The sequence below is a fragment of the Curtobacterium sp. L1-20 genome, from assembly GCF_048755855.1.
Taxonomy (GTDB): domain Bacteria; phylum Actinomycetota; class Actinomycetes; order Actinomycetales; family Microbacteriaceae; genus Curtobacterium.
Window position 1 is genome coordinate 1,888,540 of the sequence record NZ_CP151473.1, and the last position, 16,220, is coordinate 1,904,759.

18 protein-coding genes are annotated in these 16,220 nt (G+C 72.5%); 7 read left to right on the forward strand and 11 right to left on the reverse strand.

Annotated features, from left to right (window positions below):
• Nucleotides 1–10: 10 nt before the first annotated feature.
• Complete coding sequence (locus AAEP86_RS10470; RefSeq protein ID WP_420367273.1) at nucleotides 11–1,429, reverse strand: amino acid permease; 1,419 nt, start codon at nucleotides 1,427–1,429, stop codon at nucleotides 11–13.
• A 182-nt stretch (nucleotides 1,430–1,611) separates the two neighbouring features.
• Here AAEP86_RS10470 and AAEP86_RS10475 point away from each other — a divergent pair, with 182 nt between their 5' ends.
• The gene (locus AAEP86_RS10475) at nucleotides 1,612–2,109 is read left to right on the forward strand and encodes a DUF427 domain-containing protein (RefSeq protein ID WP_420367274.1); all 498 of its coding nucleotides are present in this window, start codon (nucleotides 1,612–1,614) and stop codon (nucleotides 2,107–2,109) included.
• Nucleotides 2,110–2,375: 266 nt separating this feature from the next.
• Here the strand turns inward: AAEP86_RS10475 and AAEP86_RS10480 are convergent, their stop codons facing one another.
• The gene (locus AAEP86_RS10480) at nucleotides 2,376–2,708 is read right to left on the reverse strand and encodes a hypothetical protein (protein WP_420367275.1); all 333 of its coding nucleotides are present in this window, start codon (nucleotides 2,706–2,708) and stop codon (nucleotides 2,376–2,378) included.
• Nucleotides 2,709–2,836: 128 nt separating this feature from the next.
• Between AAEP86_RS10480 and AAEP86_RS10485 the strand changes: the two genes are divergently transcribed.
• The 3 genes from AAEP86_RS10485 (at nucleotide 2,837) to AAEP86_RS10495 (ending at nucleotide 4,297) form a co-directional block, all read left to right on the forward strand.
• Nucleotides 2,837–3,217: a MauE/DoxX family redox-associated membrane protein gene (locus AAEP86_RS10485; RefSeq protein WP_420367276.1), complete on the forward strand. Its 381-nt coding sequence runs from the start codon at nucleotides 2,837–2,839 to the stop codon at nucleotides 3,215–3,217.
• 125 nt (nucleotides 3,218–3,342) lie between these two features.
• A complete protein-coding gene (locus AAEP86_RS10490) occupies nucleotides 3,343–3,750 on the forward strand; it encodes a hypothetical protein (RefSeq protein WP_420367277.1) in 408 nt (135 codons plus the stop codon).
• 94 nt (nucleotides 3,751–3,844) lie between these two features.
• The gene (locus tag AAEP86_RS10495) at nucleotides 3,845–4,297 is read left to right on the forward strand and encodes a hypothetical protein (RefSeq protein ID WP_420367278.1); all 453 of its coding nucleotides are present in this window, start codon (nucleotides 3,845–3,847) and stop codon (nucleotides 4,295–4,297) included.
• An 8-nt stretch (nucleotides 4,298–4,305) separates the two neighbouring features.
• Here the strand turns inward: AAEP86_RS10495 and AAEP86_RS10500 are convergent, their stop codons facing one another.
• Nucleotides 4,306–4,926 (reverse strand): hypothetical protein, encoded by a 621-nt coding sequence (locus AAEP86_RS10500; protein WP_420367279.1) that lies wholly within the window; start codon nucleotides 4,924–4,926, stop codon nucleotides 4,306–4,308.
• Between the two features lie 204 nt (nucleotides 4,927–5,130).
• Nucleotides 5,131–6,606 (reverse strand): APC family permease, encoded by a 1,476-nt coding sequence (locus AAEP86_RS10505; RefSeq protein ID WP_420367280.1) that lies wholly within the window; start codon nucleotides 6,604–6,606, stop codon nucleotides 5,131–5,133.
• Nucleotides 6,607–6,739: 133 nt separating this feature from the next.
• On the opposite strand from AAEP86_RS10505, the gene AAEP86_RS10510 reads away from it, so the two are divergent.
• The gene (locus tag AAEP86_RS10510; RefSeq protein WP_420367281.1) at nucleotides 6,740–7,171 is read left to right on the forward strand and encodes a DUF6892 domain-containing protein; all 432 of its coding nucleotides are present in this window, start codon (nucleotides 6,740–6,742) and stop codon (nucleotides 7,169–7,171) included.
• A 155-nt stretch (nucleotides 7,172–7,326) separates the two neighbouring features.
• On the opposite strand, the gene AAEP86_RS10515 is transcribed toward AAEP86_RS10510, so the two are convergent.
• Genes AAEP86_RS10515 through AAEP86_RS10525 form a run of 3 tightly spaced genes read right to left on the reverse strand, consistent with a single transcriptional unit; the run spans nucleotide 7,327 to nucleotide 10,091 of the window.
• The gene (locus tag AAEP86_RS10515; RefSeq protein WP_420367282.1) at nucleotides 7,327–8,031 is read right to left on the reverse strand and encodes a hypothetical protein; all 705 of its coding nucleotides are present in this window, start codon (nucleotides 8,029–8,031) and stop codon (nucleotides 7,327–7,329) included.
• Nucleotides 8,028–9,245: a glycosyltransferase gene (locus AAEP86_RS10520; protein ID WP_420367283.1), complete on the reverse strand. Its 1,218-nt coding sequence runs from the start codon at nucleotides 9,243–9,245 to the stop codon at nucleotides 8,028–8,030. The genes AAEP86_RS10515 and AAEP86_RS10520 overlap by 4 nt, the downstream gene beginning before the upstream one ends.
• 9 nt (nucleotides 9,246–9,254) lie before the next feature.
• Entirely contained in the window at nucleotides 9,255–10,091 is an 837-nt protein-coding gene (locus tag AAEP86_RS10525) for a DUF429 domain-containing protein (RefSeq protein ID WP_420367284.1), read from the reverse strand.
• Nucleotides 10,092–10,123: 32 nt separating this feature from the next.
• On the opposite strand from AAEP86_RS10525, the gene ligD reads away from it, so the two are divergent.
• Nucleotides 10,124–11,143: a non-homologous end-joining DNA ligase gene (gene ligD, locus AAEP86_RS10530; protein WP_420367285.1), complete on the forward strand. Its 1,020-nt coding sequence runs from the start codon at nucleotides 10,124–10,126 to the stop codon at nucleotides 11,141–11,143.
• A gap of 33 nt (nucleotides 11,144–11,176) precedes the next feature.
• Here ligD and AAEP86_RS10535 read toward each other — a convergent pair whose 3' ends face one another.
• A complete protein-coding gene (locus AAEP86_RS10535) occupies nucleotides 11,177–11,320 on the reverse strand; it encodes a hypothetical protein (RefSeq protein WP_420367286.1) in 144 nt (47 codons plus the stop codon).
• A gap of 107 nt (nucleotides 11,321–11,427) precedes the next feature.
• Nucleotides 11,428–12,471, reverse strand: a complete 1,044-nt coding sequence (locus AAEP86_RS10540; protein WP_420367287.1) for an ATP-dependent DNA ligase — start codon at nucleotides 12,469–12,471, stop codon at nucleotides 11,428–11,430.
• 89 nt (nucleotides 12,472–12,560) lie between these two features.
• On the opposite strand from AAEP86_RS10540, the gene AAEP86_RS10545 reads away from it, so the two are divergent.
• Nucleotides 12,561–13,604, forward strand: a complete 1,044-nt coding sequence (locus AAEP86_RS10545) for an MBL fold metallo-hydrolase (RefSeq protein WP_420367288.1) — start codon at nucleotides 12,561–12,563, stop codon at nucleotides 13,602–13,604.
• Nucleotides 13,605–13,634: 30 nt separating this feature from the next.
• Here AAEP86_RS10545 and AAEP86_RS10550 read toward each other — a convergent pair whose 3' ends face one another.
• Nucleotides 13,635–14,267, reverse strand: coding sequence for an FMN-dependent NADH-azoreductase (locus tag AAEP86_RS10550; protein ID WP_420367289.1), 633 nt, complete (start codon nucleotides 14,265–14,267; stop codon nucleotides 13,635–13,637).
• Nucleotides 14,268–14,412: 145 nt separating this feature from the next.
• Nucleotides 14,413–16,017, reverse strand: coding sequence for a putative Ig domain-containing protein (locus AAEP86_RS10555; RefSeq protein ID WP_420367290.1), 1,605 nt, complete (start codon nucleotides 16,015–16,017; stop codon nucleotides 14,413–14,415).
• Nucleotides 16,018–16,220 lie beyond the last annotated feature (203 nt).

The following is a 16,220-nucleotide window of genomic DNA, read 5'->3' on the forward strand; positions in this document are numbered from 1 at the left end:
CCCCGGCCGGTCAGCGCGACGTCGACGCGGGGTCCGCCAACTTGCTGTGACGGCGCGAGTAGCCGAAGTACACGCCGAGGCCGATCGCGAACCAGACCGCGAAGCGCACCCAGGTCTCCCACTGCAGGAACGTCACGAGCCACAGTGAGGCGATGACGCCGATGATCGGGATCACCGGCATGAACGGCAGCCGGAACTGCCGGTCGAGGTCGGGCTGCCGGTACCGCAGGACGATCACCGCGGAGCAGACCACCACGAAGGCGAGCAGGATGCCGATGTTCGTCAGCTCCGCGACGACGCCGATCGGCAGCACGCCGGCCAGGACCGCGGACGCGATGCCGAGGATCCACGTCACCCGGGTCGGCACGTGGCGCTTCGGGTCCGTCTTCGCGAACCACTTCGGCATGAGGCCGTCGCGGCTCATCGAGAACCAGACGCGGCTCGCGCCGAGCATGAAGGTCACCAGGACGGTCACGATGCCGACGATGGCACCGATCGCGATGACGTTCGCGACGCCCCCGAGGCCGACCGACGCGAACGCCGACGAGAAGCCCGAGGCCGGGTCGATGTCGGTGTACTTCTGCATGCCGGTGAGCACGAGGGTCGCCAGCACGTAGAGGACCATCGAGATGCCGAGGGAGAGCAGGATCGCCTTCGGCATGTGCTTCCGCGCGTCGGTGGACTCCTCGGCGGCGGTCGACATCGCGTCGTAGCCGAACACGGCGAAGAACACCGTCGCGGCACCGGTCATCACGCCGCCGAATCCGAACGGGAAGTAGGGGGAGTAGTTCGCGCTGTTGATGTGGAACACGCCGAGCACCACGATGAGCACGACGAGCGCGACCTTGATGCCGACGGCGACGAACTCGAACCGTGCGGCGCTCCGGATGCCGCGGGTGAGGACGAAGGCCGTCAGCAGGCACAGGACGATCGCGAAGACGTCGATCACGTGGCCGTCCCCGGTGCCCGGCGCGCCGAGCATCCAGGCGGGCAGGTCGATGCCGAACTGGCCGACCAGGAACCCGACGTAGCCCGAGATGCCGATGGCGACCACCGCCACGATCGCCGTGTACTCGAGCAGCAGGTCCCAGCCGATGAACCAGCCGACGATCTCGCCGAGCACCGCGTAGCCGTACGTGTACGCACTGCCGGCCTTCGGGATCAGGCCGGCGAACTCGGCGTAGGAGAGCGCGGCGGCGGCGCTCGCGACCCCGGCGACGAGGAAGCTGATGAGGACCGCTGGGCCGGCGACGCCGTTCGCCACGGTGCCGGCGAGGGTGAAGATGCCGGCGCCGATGATGCCGCCGATGCCGATCGCGGTGAGCTGCCAGAGGCCGAGGTGCCGTTTCAGGCCGTCCTCGGCGCCGGTCTCGTCGTCGATCGTCTCGATCGGCTTCCGTCGGAACAGGGTGCGTGTCGTCGTCGTCACGCGCCCACTCTGCACCCTGCGGGGCGGTCGCGCGCGGTCGGCGGCCGAGCGGGCGGTGCCGAGTCTCGGCCGGCCGGACAGTTTCGTGCTCCGTCCGCCGCGAGAGTGTCCGCGGGGCCGAGTCTCGCGGTCCGCCCCGACGCTACGAGGCAACCGGCAGGCGCGGCGCGTAGACCGGAGGCATGCGACGACCCTCACGAACCGAACCCGGCCCCGGACAGGAATCCGTCTGGGACTACCCGCGGCCTCCCGCCGTGGAGCCCGTGCACGACCGCGTGGTGGTGCGGCTCGGCGGCGTCGTCATCGCCGACACGACCGAGGCGGTCCGGGTCCTCGAGACCTCACACCCGCCGGTGTACTACCTGCCGATGGCCGGGCTCGACCTCCGTCCGGCCGACGGCTCGAGCATGTGCGAGTTCAAGGGACGCGCGCGGTACTTCGACGTGCTGGGCGGGGCGGAACGTGACGTCGTCGCCGCGCGGGCGGCGTGGAACTACCCGAAGCCAGAGCCGGGGTACGAGGTCCTCCGCGACATGGTGGCGATCTACCCCTCGGCGATGGACTCGTGCGAGGTCGGCGGCGAGGTGGTGCAGGCGCAGGAGGGCGACTTCTACGGCGGTTGGATCACGTCGAAGGTCGTCGGGCCGTTCAAGGGCGGGGCCGGCACGCTCGGCTGGTGACGAGGTGGCTGTCGAGCCGCCCTGCGGACCGGAGGCGCGGGGCGGGGCCGCGCCGTGCCTCCCGTCCGTCACGCGAGAGCGACACGTGCTCCGTAACCGGCGCGGTCCGTGCCGCGGGAGCGACAGTCTGACGGGTGCAGACGGCGGCAGCCTGTCGCTTTGGCGGGAGCGGTGCGGGAGCGGTGCGAGGGCGGCAGCCTGTCGCTTTCGCGTGAGCAGGCCGGGAGCGGGCCGGTGCGGCCGGGCGGCCGCCGCGGGGCCCGCCGTCACCGGTGTGCGTACGGCGACCAGAACGGCGGCGGGAACGCGCCCCCGGTGACGATGACGAGCAGCTGCCACACGAGCATGACGAGCCCGAGCACCCCGAGCACGATCCCGACCCACGCCCACACCCGCACGGCGCGACGTCGACCCGCGATCCTGATCGCGCGCCACCCGCTCAGCACGCACAGCACGCCGAACGCGGCGCCGAGCAGCACGTGCCGCCCCATCGACGCCGCGGGCACGATGATCCCCATGTAGAACGCGAGCGGCCCGAGCAGCACCGCGAAGGTCGCGGGGGCGGCGGGCGGCTCGTGGTCCCGCGAGGCTCCTCCCATGTGTCCGAACCTAGCGAGCCGTCGGGGTCACCGCTCGCCCTCGTCCGAGGGGCCGCGCGTCCGGGGCGCCGCCGTTCCGACGATCCGTCGGGTGGTCGGAGTCCGCCGCGGACGGGCACCATGGAGGCATGCGTTCCTTCCTCCGCGTCCTGCTCGGTCTCGCCCTCGTGTTCGCTGGCGTCAGCCACCTCACCTTCGCCCGCCAGGACTTCCGGGCGCAGGTCCCGGAGTTCGTGCCGCTCGACGAAGACGCCACCGTCCTGGCGTCGGGCGTCGCCGAGATCGCGCTCGGCGGTGCGCTCGTGCTCGCGCCCCGTCGGAGCCGTCGCACGGTCGGCAACATCGCGGCCCTGTTCTTCGTCGCGGTCTTCCCCGGCAACCTCTCGCAGTGGGTGAACCGGCGGGACGCCTTCGGCCTCGACTCCGACGAGAAGCGCATCGGCCGCCTGTTCGGGCAGCCGCTCCTCATCGCCGCGTCGCTCTGGTCGACGCGCGGCCGGCGCGTGTGATGCGCGGCGCGGCGGGGGATCGTCCCGACCGGGGGTCCGACGGGCTGAGAGCGTCGGGTGGACCCGGCGCGGTCCCGCCGTCCGCGTCCGCGTCCGCTCCCACGTCGGGCCGGTACACACCGGCCGTGGCTGCTGACCCGCTCGGGTCGGGCCCGCCGGTCTTCGGCCGGGAGGCGCGGCACCCCCTGGCCGGTCGCCGCCGCGTCGTCGACGTGGTCGCGACCGTCGCACTGCTGGTGCTGTTGGCAGCGGAGTCGGTGGCCGCCGGCGGCGGCATCGTCTTCCTGTCCCTCGCCTTCGGCTCGTGCGCCGCTCCCGGCAACACCTGCGACCAGGCGTTCGGGGGAGCGGTCGTTGCCGTCGGGCCGGTCCTCGTCGCCGTCGTCCTCGTCGCGACGCTCGTCGTCTGCGTCCTCCGGCTCGTGCGGCGCAAGCTGACCTGGCCCTTCGCGCTGGTCGGGGTCGCGGCGGTCGTCGCGGTGTTCTCCGGGGCGGTCCTGCTGGTCGACAGTGCGATCACGCACGGCGTCTGAGCGCACTCCTCCACAGGCCCGGTGCCGCTGCGCTCCGTCCACAGATCGGTGTCGAGCTCCCCGCAGCGGTGGCACGCGGCGCGACGCTGGGGGCATGCCAGACAACGACATGCTCGAGCGCCTCATCCACACCCCGATCCGCACCGACGACGACGTGGTGAGCCTCGTCACCGCGCTCCTCGAACGTCCGGTCACGCGGCAGTGCTGGGTGCTCTTCCTCGACGAACGTGCCGTGCCGATCTCGTTCGTGATGCCCGTCTCGGAACTCCCGTGGCAGCCCGACGAGCACGTGGACGACCTCGCGGCGCTCGTCGCCGACGTCGTCCAGCAGGTCGCGGCGGCCGAGGTGGTCCTCGTGTGGGAGCGACCCGGCGAGGACCGGTTGTACCCGGTCGACTGGGAGTGGGTGGACGCCTGCGAGTGCGCGCTCCGCGAGCACGACGTCCGTCTCCGGGCGCAGGTCGCGGTGCACACGGGCGGGACGGCGATCGTGTCCCTCGACGAACCGGACGGGTCGGACGACGGGGTGTTGGCCCTGGCGTCGTGAGGACCCGGTCAGCCCTGCGGCGCGGTGTCCGGCACGGTCTCGCCGGTGAGTCCCTCGACGACCGCCTTCGCCTCGGGCCAGTACTTCGCGTAGTGGTCCGGGTCTGAGTTGATCTGCACGGCGTGCGCCATCTCGGTCGGGCTCATCGTCTTCCAGCCCGGCACCTTCACGAGCTTCGCGTAGAACATAGACGCCGCCGTGTAGGGGTCCATCCGCTGCTCGTACGTTCCCCACGCGCCGTTGTCCCGCTGCTGGAACAGGCCGCGGCTGTCCGGGCCGGCGGCGTCACCGTGGTCGATGTTCACCAGGCTCGACTCGCCGATCGCGGTCATGACCCCGACGGCCTGGGTGTGCGGGCCGATGCCGAGCGCCCGCGCCGCCTGGATCACCGACGCCGCGTTCACCAGACGGTCCTGACAGAAGCCGGCGATCGGCCCCGCTGGCACGACGATCCCGCCGACGGTCCGCGATGCGACGTGCGGGCAGGTGGGCGCGGTGTCGGCTGTCGCGGACTTCGCGGCGCCGGACAGCGAGTTCACCGCGATGACGATGACCACGACGACCCCGATGCCGATCGCGACGACGCCCGCGCCGAAGACCGACGCGAGCGTGATGCCGACGCGGCGCATGGCGGGTCCTCTCGGGCGGGGTGGGTCAGGCGGAGCACGACGAGGGTACGTGCGCCGACTGGGAACCGCACCCGCCCGATCGGGGGTGTCGTCCGTCCGGAGGTTGCGCTCAGCGCTTCCGACGGCCGAAGACCCCGGCGGCGGACAGGGCGAGCACCACGACCATGCCGATCGAGATCGCGAAGATCAAGTCCGTCGTGTCCATCAGCCGTCGCGGCCCTCACGCTTCCCGTCGTGGCTGGACGACGAGCCCGACACGGTCTTCGTCGGCTCCGTGACGAGGCCCGTCGGGGCCTTCTCCGCGTGCTTCCGGCCGTGCGTGAACCAGGTGACGGCCCAGAGCACGATCCCGAGCGCCAGGAGCGCACCGGCGATCTGGTACTGCTGCGGGTCGCGGCCGGACGAGAACGGCAGCACCAACCACAGGCAGGTGACGACACCGATCACGGGCACGACGACCCCGGCACGGAAGTGCTTGTGCCCGACACGGTCGCGACGCAGGACCAGGACGGACAGGTTGACGACGGCGAACACCGACAGCAGCAACAGCGAGGTCGTGCCACCGAGGACGACGACGATGGGGGAGTCGGGGTCGAGCGACACCCAGCCGATGAGCAGCAGCGAGATGAGGGTGGTGAAGACGATCGCGGTCGACGGCGTGCGACGGGTCGGCGAGACGCGCGCGAGGAACCCGGGAAGGACACCCTGCTTGCTCATCCCGTACAGCAGCCGCGACGCCATCATCATGTTGATCAGCGCGGTGTTGGCGACGGCGAACATCGAGATGAACGGCAGCAGGTCGGCGATCGGGAAGTCCGGCGCGGCCGTCTGTACCACGGTGACGAGGGGCGTCTCGTTGCCGGCCAGCTCGCCGATCGGCACGACGGCGACCGCGCAGATCGAGACCAGCACATAGATGACGGCCGTGATGCCGAGCCCGGTGAGCATGACCTTCGGGAAGATGCGCGAGGGGTCCTTCGTCTCCTCGGCCATGTTCACCGAGTCCTCGAAGCCGACCATGGCGAAGAAGGCCAGGGACGTGGCGGTCGACACCGAGAGCAGCAGCGACTTGTCCTCGGGCGTCTCGAACATCACCACGCGCGAGAAGTCCGCGTTGCCGCCCGCGATCGCCCAGAAGCCGATGAGGATGACCATCACCAGACCGCTGAGCTCGACGAGGGTGAGCACGACGTTGGTCTTGACGCTCTCGCTGACGCCGCGGAAGTTGATCGCCATCACCATGAGCATGAAGCCCATCGCGATGAGCATCACGACCGCGTTCGGCAACTCGATGCCGAAGCCGGCGCCGAGGTTCGCGGCGAACGCCCGCGACGCCGTCGACGCCGACGTGATGCCGGAGCACATGACGATGAACGTCACGATGAACGTCACGAAGTGGATGCCGAACGCCTTGTGCACGTACAACGCCGCGCCGGCGGTCTGCGGGTACTTCGTGACGAGCTCCAGGTACGAGAACGCTGTGAGCAGGGCGACCGCGAACGCGATGAGGAAGGGGAGCCACGCTGCTCCGCCGACCTCCGCCGCGACCTGGCCGGTGAGCGCGTAGACGCCCGTTCCGAGGATGTCCCCGACGATGAACAGCAGCAGGAGCTTCGGACCGATGACCCGCTTGAGCTCGGTCTGCTCCTGCGGCGGGCGCTCTGTGTTGGTGGTGGCCATGCGTCCACCTTCCCCGCGGGCTCCGATTCTGTCCACCCTCGCAGGGAGTTCGCCGCTGATCGCAACACGGTCGTGTCGTGGTCGACACGCGGTCGACGGGCGAGCCCAGCGCCGGATCGCTACGCTCCGACCCATGTACGACGAGTCCACCACCACCGAAGAGCCCGTCGAGTTCGCCGACTTCAACGCGAAGCTGCTCGTGCTCGACGTCCTCTGCTACGACCTCGACGTCCTCGAACCGTACGACGGCGAGGACGACGACGAGCAGGCCGACGAGGACCTCGACGTCGAGGGCCAGGACGACCGGGCCCGGCAGTACTACGACGACCTCGACCTGCTGCCCTCGCACCTGTCCCTGGTGACGGAGCTCACCGTCGACAGCGACCTCGAGGTGCTGCAGGACGTGCACCCGGGATGGGACGGCTCCGACGACCGGTACGACCCGCAGAACTGGGACGACGTGCTCGACCTGCCGGCGCTGGCGACCGTGTACGCCGCTGCACCGCTGCCCGCGCACGTCGTCGACCGGCTGACCGAGAAGGGCGTCGAGGTCCGGTCCGCCTGACGCCCCGGCGGGGTCCGCGGCCGCGGCGTCGGCCGGGCGGCCGCGCCTGCTCGCCCGAGTCTCGGCTCGGCGGACGGTTCCGCGCCCCGAGTGCCGCGAACGTGTCCGCGGGCGCGGGTCTCGGGGTGCCGCCGCCGCGCCGCGGTCGCGCCCGCTCAGACGTCGAGCGCCAGCACCTGCTCGGTGAACTGCTTCGCCCCGCCCTGCGCCGGGTGCCGGACGGCGATCGCGTCGATGCCGGCAAGGGCCAGCGCCCCCTGCGCCTTCCGCCCCACCGCGACGACCCGGACCCCGCCGGGCCCGCCGCGCCTGACCTCGCCCTGACCAATGCCGGCGCCCCCGCGCGAGGCCCCACCACGACCGGCCGCGTCCCCACCGCCCGCGACTTCGCCGCCCGCGACCCCGCCGCCGAGCGCCTCCAGCAGCGCCAGCGCGACCGGCGCCCCGTCCCGCACCTCCGACGGCCGCGGCGTGCGGTTCGTCCGCCGGTCCGGTGCCACGAAGGGGTGGTGCGGGAAGATCGCCCACGTCAGGGGGAGCGGCCCGCGCCACTCGGCGAGGGCGGCCTGCACCACGCGCGAGGACGCCTCCCACGGCGCGGTCGGCTCGTGCGGGACGAGGTACTCCGGCCCGAGCTCACGCATGCTCGTGAACGGCACGCCGGTGTTCGTCATGCCCCGCCACCCGGGAGCCTCGGCGACGAGCACCGTGTCCGCCGCCGGACCGACGCGGTCGAGGTAGCGCGCCAGGTTCTCCCGTCGCAGCCGACCCGCCTCGGTCGACACGTCGTACAGCGCCTCGGCGTCGTCGGCCACCGGCACGGCGTCGAGCGCCGCCCAGAACGCGTCGAACACCGTCACCGCACCCCGCCGCCCCGGACGCCGAGCACCCGGCGGTACACGTCCTCCAGGCCGGCCGCCGAGCGCTCCCAGCTGAGCCGCTCCGCGTGCTCCCGGCCGGCCGCCGCGAGCCCCGCGGCGTACGCGGCGTCCGTCAGGATGCGCTGGATCTCCGCAGCCCACACCGCGGGGTCGCGCGACTCGAGCACGACGCCGGTCTCACCGTCGACCACGGCCTCGCGCAACCCCCCGGCGGCGGCTGCGACGACGGGCACGCCGGAAGCGGACCCCTCCAGTGCCACGAGGCCGTACGTCTCGGAGTGCGACGGCACGAGCACGGCCGCCGCGCCGCGGAACAACAGCGCCAGGTCGGCCCGGGACTGCGGACCGATGAAGGTCACGCGGTCGGCGATGCCGCGCGCGGACGCGAGCCGACGCAGTTCGTCCACGTAGTCGCCCGCCTCGCTCGAGGCGTCCCCCGCGATGACGAGGGTGGGTCGCGCCTCCTGGCTGATGCCGGCGATGGCCTCGATCGCGAGGTCGAGGCCCTTCAACGGCTGCACGCGCGCCGCCGCGACCACGTAGGGGGTGTCGGACCGGCGCGAGCCGCTCGCGGCGGGCCGGAAGACCGACCCGTCGACGCCCGGCGGGACGATCCAGACCCGCGCGGAGTCGCCGCCGAGTCGGGTGCGCACCGTGTCGGCCTCGGCGGAGGAGACGACCACGACGGCGTCGGAGTCGCGCGCGAGGGTCCGCTCGCCGGCCATCCGGCCCGCGGACTCCGGGCGTTCCCCCTCGGACAGCGGGGTGTCCCCGTCGGCCGCGATGGAGTGGAACGACTGCACGTGCGGGATGCCGCGCTCGCGGGCGACGGGCAATGCCGCTGCGCCCGAGAACCAGTGGTGCGAGTGCAGCACGTCGTACGGGCCGAGGTGCTCGAGCTCGTGGCGGAACGGCTCGATGAACGCGTCGTGCTCGCCCTTCGGCACCGGCTCGGCCGGCCCGGCGGACAGGAACCGCAGGCAGACGCCGGGCACGAGCGAGACCGAGTCGGGCTGCTCCGGCGCCGAGCGGCGCGTGATGATCTCGACGTGGTGGCCGCGGTCGGCGAGGGCCTCGGCCTGGTGACGGACGACGACGTTCATGCCGCCGACCTCGCCGGAGCCGGGCTCGTCACCGGGGGAGGTGTGCAGCGACACCAGCCCGATGCGCAGGGGTTCGGTGGTGGTGCTCACCGCCCCAGACTAGCCGCGGGGTCGCCGCTGCGACGGGCGTGCGGGCGCCACCACGACGGGCCTCCGGCCCGCCTCGTCCTGCGGGTCGGACGGGAGGCGCCCATCACCGCCCAGGATCTGCACCCGCTCGTCGCCGTGCCGGTCCCAGAACGCGGCCGTCCACGCACACAGGGCGCCGTCGAGCAGGTCCTCCCGGTGCTTGTGCGTCGGCCCGTGGATGCCGGAGGGCTCGGCGAGCCCGGCCGTGAGCGGGTGGGAGTCGAGCAGCAGTGGCGGGACGAGCGGCGTCGAGCGGAGCCGTCGGACGAGGTCGTCGAACGCCTCGGCCCGACGGGCCCGGGCCACCGGCGCCGGCACGTGCAGGTCCAGTCGCTTGTAGCGGGGGCGCTCGACGTCGTACCCGAGCTCCTTGACCCCGACGAGCGTCGTGTACGGGTAGCACTCGAACGCCACCGGACCGCTGCGGGCCCGCATCGTCGCCGTGTCCGACACGTACCCGACGCCGTGCTCGGTCAACCGGTCGAGCAGCCGGGCGCCGGCGCTCGCCGCCGACGCGAGGTTGGTCGGGTTCGCCGCGACCTTCCAGCGTCCGTAGCGTTGCCCGACCTGGCGTTCGGCTTCGCGGATGCCGGTGGGGTTCGTCACGACGAGCGATGCGTCGACGGCGACCAGGCTGCGCGGGCCGAGGTGGTCGAGGACCCAGCGCGTCACGGCGTCGACGCCCCGGGCCCACCCGGCGTCGGTGATCGTGCCGTCGGCGCGCATCGCCACGAGCCCGGTCTCGTTCGCGGGCGTGCGGTCGGAGCCGAGTCCCCACGCCAGGTCGACGCCGATGTAGTCCGTCACCCGCCCATCGTGCACCGTGTAGCTTCCGCTGCATGGCGAGCGACGCGACGGTGCTGACGGTGCCCGGACCCCACGGCGACCGGGAGGTCCGGATCAGCAGCCCGTCCCGTGTGCTCTGGCCGGAGCCCGGGATCACGAAGCTCGACCTCGCGCAGTACCTCGTCACCGTCGGCGACGCGTTCGTCCGGGCGAACGGCGACCGCCCGATCTCCCTGCAGCGGTTCCCCGGCGGCATCGACGGCGAGCAGTTCTTCTCGAAGAACCCGCCGAAGGGCGCGCCCGACTACGTCCGCTCCGTCACGGTCACGTACCCGAGCGCCCGGAGCCACCCGCAACTCGTCGTCGACGAGCCCGCCGTCGCGGTGTGGGCCGCGCAGATGAACACCGTCGTGTTCCACCCGTGGGCATCGCGCGCCGAGGATTCCGACCACCCGGACCAGCTCCGCATCGACCTCGACCCGCAGCCGGGGACGGACTTCCACGACACGGTGCCGATCGCCCACGAGCTCCGGAAGGTCCTGGCCGAGGTCGGGCTGACGGCCTGGATCAAGACGAGCGGCAACCGCGGCCTGCACGTGTTCGCGCCGATCCGTCCGGAGCACGAGTTCCTCGACGTGCGGCACGCGGTGATCGCGGCTGCACGGGAGCTCGAACGGCGGATGCCGGACCAGGTCACGACCGCGTGGTGGAAGGAGGAGCGCGGGCAGCGCGTCTTCGTCGACTTCAACCAGGCGAACCGCGACCGGACGATGGCGGGCGCCTACAGCCCCCGGGCCCTGGCACACGCCGCGGTGTCGACACCGATCGCGTGGGACGAGCTCGACTCGGCCGACCCGACGACGTTCACCATCCGGACCGTGCCGGAGCGGTTGCGCAGCACCGGCGACCCGTGGGAGGCGATGCACGAGGAGTCCGCGAGCATCGCGCCGCTGCTGTCGTGGTGGGAGCGTGACCTCGCGAACGGCGAGGGAGAGCTGCCGTTCCCGCCGGACTTCCCGAAGATGCCGGGGGAGCCGCCGCGCGTGCAGCCGTCGCGTGCCAGGAATTCCTGACCGTCCCGGGCCAGGAAGTCCTGAGCGGGCGGCCTAGGCGGCGTTCGTCTCTTCGCCGACGAGCTTGGGCTGCGTGACGCGCGTGGTGTGCGTCGGCAGCGAGACGCTCGCCGTGTGCAGTCGCGTCAGTCGCGACCAGGTCGCGCGGTGCGCGTCGCTGATGCCGTCGATGATCATGTCCCGCTCCGTTCTCACTCCCAGCGGTCGTGACGACCGCGAGGACGAAGTTACTAGTTCGCCTAACTACTTTCATCGTAGAAGCGTGGATCGGACAGCGCAAGCGATCAGTTGAGGACGTCTCGCAGGTCGTAGGCGGCCGGGACCTCGAGCTGGTCGAAGCCACACGAGGCCGCGTCGCGGTCGGGGCGCCACCGCTCGAACTGCACCGTGTGCCGGAAGCGGTCGCCCTCCATCTGGTCGTAGCGCACCTCGAGCACGACCGAGGGCTCCAGCCGGACGAACGACGTGTCACGTCCCGACGAGAACCGCGACTTCTCACCCTCGCCGGTCACGGGCTCCCCGTCGTCGTCGCGGAGGACCACCGGGTCGAGCTCGTCGACCAACGCGAGCCGCCGCTTGTCGGAGAACGCGGACACACCACCCACCTGCCGGAGCTCGCCGTCGTCGCCGTACAACCCCACCAGGAGCGAACCCACCCCGGAGCCGCTCTTGTGGACCCGGTACCCGATGGCGACGACGTCCGCGGTCCGGTGGTGCTTCACCTTGAGCATCGACCGCTTCCCCGGCTCGTACGCCCGGGCCCGGGGCTTGGCGACCACCCCGTCGAGCCCGGCGCCCTCGAAGGTGGTGAGCCACTCGCGGGCGAGGTCGACGTCGAGCGTGGTGCGCGTGACGAACAGCGGGTCGACGAGGTCCCCGGCGAGGGTCTCGAGCCGCGCCCGTCGTTCGTCGAACGGCAGGTCGACCAGTTCCTCGCCGTCGATCGCGAGGAGGTCGAACGCCACGAACTGCGCCGGCGTCTCCGCGCTGAGCTTCGCGATCCGCGAGGCCGCCGGGTGGATGCGCTGCGACAGCGCCTCCCAGTCGAGGCGTTCGGCACCGGGCTCCCCGGACCGGAGCACCACCTCGCCGTCGAGCACCACCGGGTGCTCCCGTCCGCCGAACTGTGTGCGGAAGGCCTCGACGAGTTCGGGGAAGTACCGGGTGAGCGGCTTCGCGCCCCGGCTGCCGATCTCCACGTCGTCGCCGTCGACGGTGACGATCCCGCGGAAGCCGTCCCACTTCGGTTCGTAGCGCAGCCCGCCCCGCACGCTGTCGGGGTCCGGGACGTCGGACACGGCCTTGGCGAGCATCGGTGCGATCTCCATGCGACCTGTCTACTCGCGGGCGCGCGCCAGGCTGCCGGGAGGCGCGGCGTGCCCCGGCCACGTCGGCTCGCGTCAGTAGGGTGGTGCGCGTGACGACCGTGCCACCGCCGGCAGCGCCGGCACCGGAACCGATCAGCCCCGTGCAGGCCGCCGCGCTCCGCGACGGCGTCCTGCCGCCCGTGGAACAGGTCCGGCCCGGCATCTGGACCCTCGCCGTGCCGTTCCGGTTCGGTGTGCCCGACGCGACGCTCGTGTACGTGCTCGAGGGATCGGACGGCGCGCTCACGCTGATCGACCCCGGCTGGGCGTCCGACGACGGGCTCGTCGCCCTGCGCGACGGGCTCGCCACGATCGGCCGCTCGCTCGACGACGTCGGGCTCGTGGTGGTCACGCACCTGCACGCCGATCACCTGGGTGCCGCCGCGGCCGTCCGGCGGGCCACCGGCGCCCGGATCGCGATGCACCGGCTCGAGGTCGAGTCACTGCACCGCGAGCGCGAGGATGCCGTGGCGAACGACGCCGACATCGCGGCGTGGGGCATCCCGGCCGACCTGCGCGCCGGCGTGGTCGAGGCCTGGGGGAGCGGTCGACGGATCGGCCTCGGACGCACCGCCGAGCCGTTCGCGGACGTCCTGCTCGAGGACGACGACGAACTCCCCGTCGCCGGACGCACGATCCGCACACTCCTGACGTCCGGGCACACCGAGGGGCACTGCTGCTTCGTCGACGAGGCCGACGGACTCCTCTTCACCGGTGACCACGTCCTGCCCCGGATCAACCCGGGGATCGGGCTCGGCGGCCGGACGGCGACGAACCCGCTCGCCGCGTACCTGGCGTCGCTCCGCCGGCTCGACGTGTACCCGGACCTCGAGGTCTGCCCGGGGCACGAGTACCGCTTCCGCGACGTGCCGTCGCGGGCCCGGACACTCGCGCGGCACCGCGAGGAGCGGTCGCAGCACGTCGCCCGCGCGCTCGACGCCCTGCGCGACCCCACCCTCTACGAGGTCGCCGCCCGCGTGCCCTTCAGCGGTGGGATCGAGACGATGACGGGCTTCCTGCTCGCGAGCGCGCTGACGCAGACGGCGTTCCACGCCGACCTGCTCGGCCGGAGCGGCGAGGTCCGCCCCGGCTGAGCCGACCGCAGCAGGCCGGCGGTCATGTGGTCAGGGGAGCGTGGCTGCCAGGCGCTCGAGGGTGGTCGTCGCGTCGGCGAACTCGGCGTGCGCGTGGTCGGCGAGCGGAGCCAGGTCGGGCAGCCGGTCGGCCAGGGTGGCGCTGACCGTCACCGGGTAGAGCTTCATGCCGAGCGCCGTGCCGAGGATGAGGTGCAGCACGGGGGAGCCGTGGTCCCAGTCCTCCGTGGGCGTGCCGGCGTCGTAGGTCGCGCCACGGCTGACCACGGTGACGACCGGACGTCCGGCCAGGGGCTGGACGCCGCCGGCGAGGACCCCGGGGACGTGGACGCGGTCGATCCACGCCTTGAGCGTCGACGGCACCGTGTAGTTGTAGAGGGGCGCGCCGACCAGGACGACGTCGGCGGCGAGGAGCTCGTCGATGACCTGCTGACGGAGGGCCTCGGCGTCGGGTGCGACGACCTCGTCCGCCGTGCGGTCCGCCGCCGCCCAGTGCAGTGCCGACGTCTCGAGGTGCGGCAGCTGGTCGACGTGCAGGTCCCGGCGCACCACCGTGTACTCCGGACCCCGGGCGCGCCAGGCGTCGGCGAACGCGGCGGTGAGTGCGCGGGAGCGGGAGTGCGCGAGGTCGGCGGACGAGTCGATGTGCAGCAGGGTGGGCATGCGCCAACGCTACCGATGCCGCGCGCTCCGGTGACGAGAACGGCCCCGCCGCGCCGCGACCGGAGATCCGGTGCGGGGCGTGGCGGGGCCGAGGAGGGCCTCCCGTCCGTCACGCGGGCACGTGTCGGACGGGAGGCGTCTGGGGTCAGCGCTGGGCGCGACGACGGCGCAGGGTGCGTGCGCCGATCAGGCCGACGCCGGCGAGGACCAGACCGAGGGCCCAGGGGAGGGCGCTCGTCGAGTCGGTGCCGGTGTAGGCGAGTCGGCCGGAGCCGACCGTGTGGGTGGTGACGACGGCCGGAGCCACCGGCGGGGCGGGTGCGACGGCCGGGACGGTCGGCACGGCGGCCGGCTGGACGTCCACCGCGAAGACCGTGCTCGGAACCGAGTCGCCGGACACCGTGAGCGTGTGGGTCGAGGCGTGCGGGAACGTCACGCTGACGACGCCGACCTCACCGAGGTCGGGGTCGCGCTGGATGACGTCGCTGGCGACGTCCGAGGTCACGGTCGGGGTGAAGAAGACCGGGGCGTCCGTGTCCTCGTCGAAGTCCGGGTAGATCTCGTTGCCGAAGCGGTCGACCTTCGAGCCGGCGACGAGCAGCGTGCCGCCCTGCGCCACGGTGACCTTGCCGCCCTTCACCGGCGGGGAGTCACCGAGGACGTCCTCGGTGTACACGTCGCCGTTCGGGTGGATGATCCACACGTGCTCGATGTTGCCGTCGAGGAGCGCGCCCTTGTCGGCCGAGGTCACCTCGATGCCGGCGGGGGCGCCGGGCTCGACGCTGATCAGGCCGAACTGGTCGCTCGTGACGGTGCCCGACGGCGTCGTGGTCGTGGCGGTGACCGTGAATTCGTAGGACTGCTCCGCGTCGGTCAGGGTGCCGGACAGGACCCCGGTCTTCGCGTCGAACGTCACGCCGGCGGGCGCGGTCGTGGTCGCGTTGCCCTCGTCGTCGGACCAGGTGATCGAGAGCGTCGGCGCGGGGGTGCTGAACGCCCGGAAGGTGGACGAGAACGCTTCGCCGGCCTTCGCTTCGATGTACGGGTCGCTGTCGTCGTCGGAGAGCGGCTGGCCGTCCTCGTCGACGAAGACCGGTGCGACGGCGGTGTCGGTCGTCGCCGTGGCGGTCTCGCCGGCGACGGATCCCTCGACCGTCACGGTGACGCGCTTGCCCGCCAGGTCCTTGGCGATCGTGTAGGCCGGGGTGTCGGACAGCTCCGTTCCGTCCTCGTCGGTCCAGAGGTAGGAGACCTTGCTGCCGGAGGTGAAGCCGGCCTGCTTCGCGACGAGGTCGGAGCCGACGCTGGCATCGCCCTCGATGGTGACGGACTGTGCCGCGGCACGGACCGACGTGGTCGGCTGGTCGGCCGGCGTGGTCTGCGTGGCCGGCGTCTTCGTGGGGGTGGACGCGGGCGGCGCGGTGGTGCCGGCGTCGGGGGACGTGCTGTCCGACGGCGTGGTGCCGGTGCCGGTGCTGTCCCCGGTCGGCGCACCGGGGTCGCCCGCGGCCGGAGCGTCCGAGCCCGAGGTGTCACCGGCGGAGGGGTCCGTCCCGGCGGCGGGTGCGGACGGGGCGTTCGGGTCCGTCGTCGCCGACGGGTCGCTGATCGACGACGGGTCGCTCGAGCCCGTGCCCGGCGTGGTTGAGTCGTTCGCTGCGCTGCCGTTCGCCGCGCTCGTGTCGCCGGGCGTCGCCAGCGTCGAGACGCTCGTGTCCGGCTCGACGGCGGACGCCGAGGTCGCGGTCATGATGCCGAGGCCGGTGCTGAGACCGACGAGTGCGATTGTGGTGCCGACGGCGCACGCGCGTCGGGCGGTTGAAGTGCTGCGGCGCACGTCTTCCCCCAGGTGTTCAGGTCCGGCCAGGAGCCGGATCGTGAGAATCCGCCGAGAGTTCTCGGTCGTGCTCGGATCGTAGGGGCTGGATGCGAACGACACGGTGACGACGACCG

Bases quoted from the DNA above. Each gene is read 5' to 3' on its own strand.
- AAEP86_RS10555 (WP_420367290.1), bottom strand. From the start codon at position 16,017: ATGACCGCGACCTCGGCGTCCGCCGTCGAGCCGGACACGAGCGTCTCG.
- AAEP86_RS10485 (WP_420367276.1), top strand. From the start codon at position 2,837: ATGCGTTCCTTCCTCCGCGTCCTGCTCGGTCTCGCCCTCGTGTTCGCT.
- AAEP86_RS10475 (WP_420367274.1), top strand. From the start codon at position 1,612: ATGCGACGACCCTCACGAACCGAACCCGGCCCCGGACAGGAATCCGTC.
- ligD (WP_420367285.1), top strand. From the start codon at position 10,124: ATGGCGAGCGACGCGACGGTGCTGACGGTGCCCGGACCCCACGGCGAC.
- AAEP86_RS10535 (WP_420367286.1), bottom strand. From the start codon at position 11,320: ATGATCATCGACGGCATCAGCGACGCGCACCGCGCGACCTGGTCGCGA.
- AAEP86_RS10540 (WP_420367287.1), bottom strand. From the start codon at position 12,471: ATGGAGATCGCACCGATGCTCGCCAAGGCCGTGTCCGACGTCCCGGAC.
- AAEP86_RS10550 (WP_420367289.1), bottom strand. From the start codon at position 14,267: ATGCCCACCCTGCTGCACATCGACTCGTCCGCCGACCTCGCGCACTCC.
- AAEP86_RS10480 (WP_420367275.1), bottom strand. From the start codon at position 2,708: ATGGGAGGAGCCTCGCGGGACCACGAGCCGCCCGCCGCCCCCGCGACC.
- AAEP86_RS10500 (WP_420367279.1), bottom strand. From the start codon at position 4,926: ATGCGCCGCGTCGGCATCACGCTCGCGTCGGTCTTCGGCGCGGGCGTC.
- AAEP86_RS10495 (WP_420367278.1), top strand. From the start codon at position 3,845: ATGCCAGACAACGACATGCTCGAGCGCCTCATCCACACCCCGATCCGC.
- AAEP86_RS10510 (WP_420367281.1), top strand. From the start codon at position 6,740: ATGTACGACGAGTCCACCACCACCGAAGAGCCCGTCGAGTTCGCCGAC.
- AAEP86_RS10505 (WP_420367280.1), bottom strand. From the start codon at position 6,606: ATGGCCACCACCAACACAGAGCGCCCGCCGCAGGAGCAGACCGAGCTC.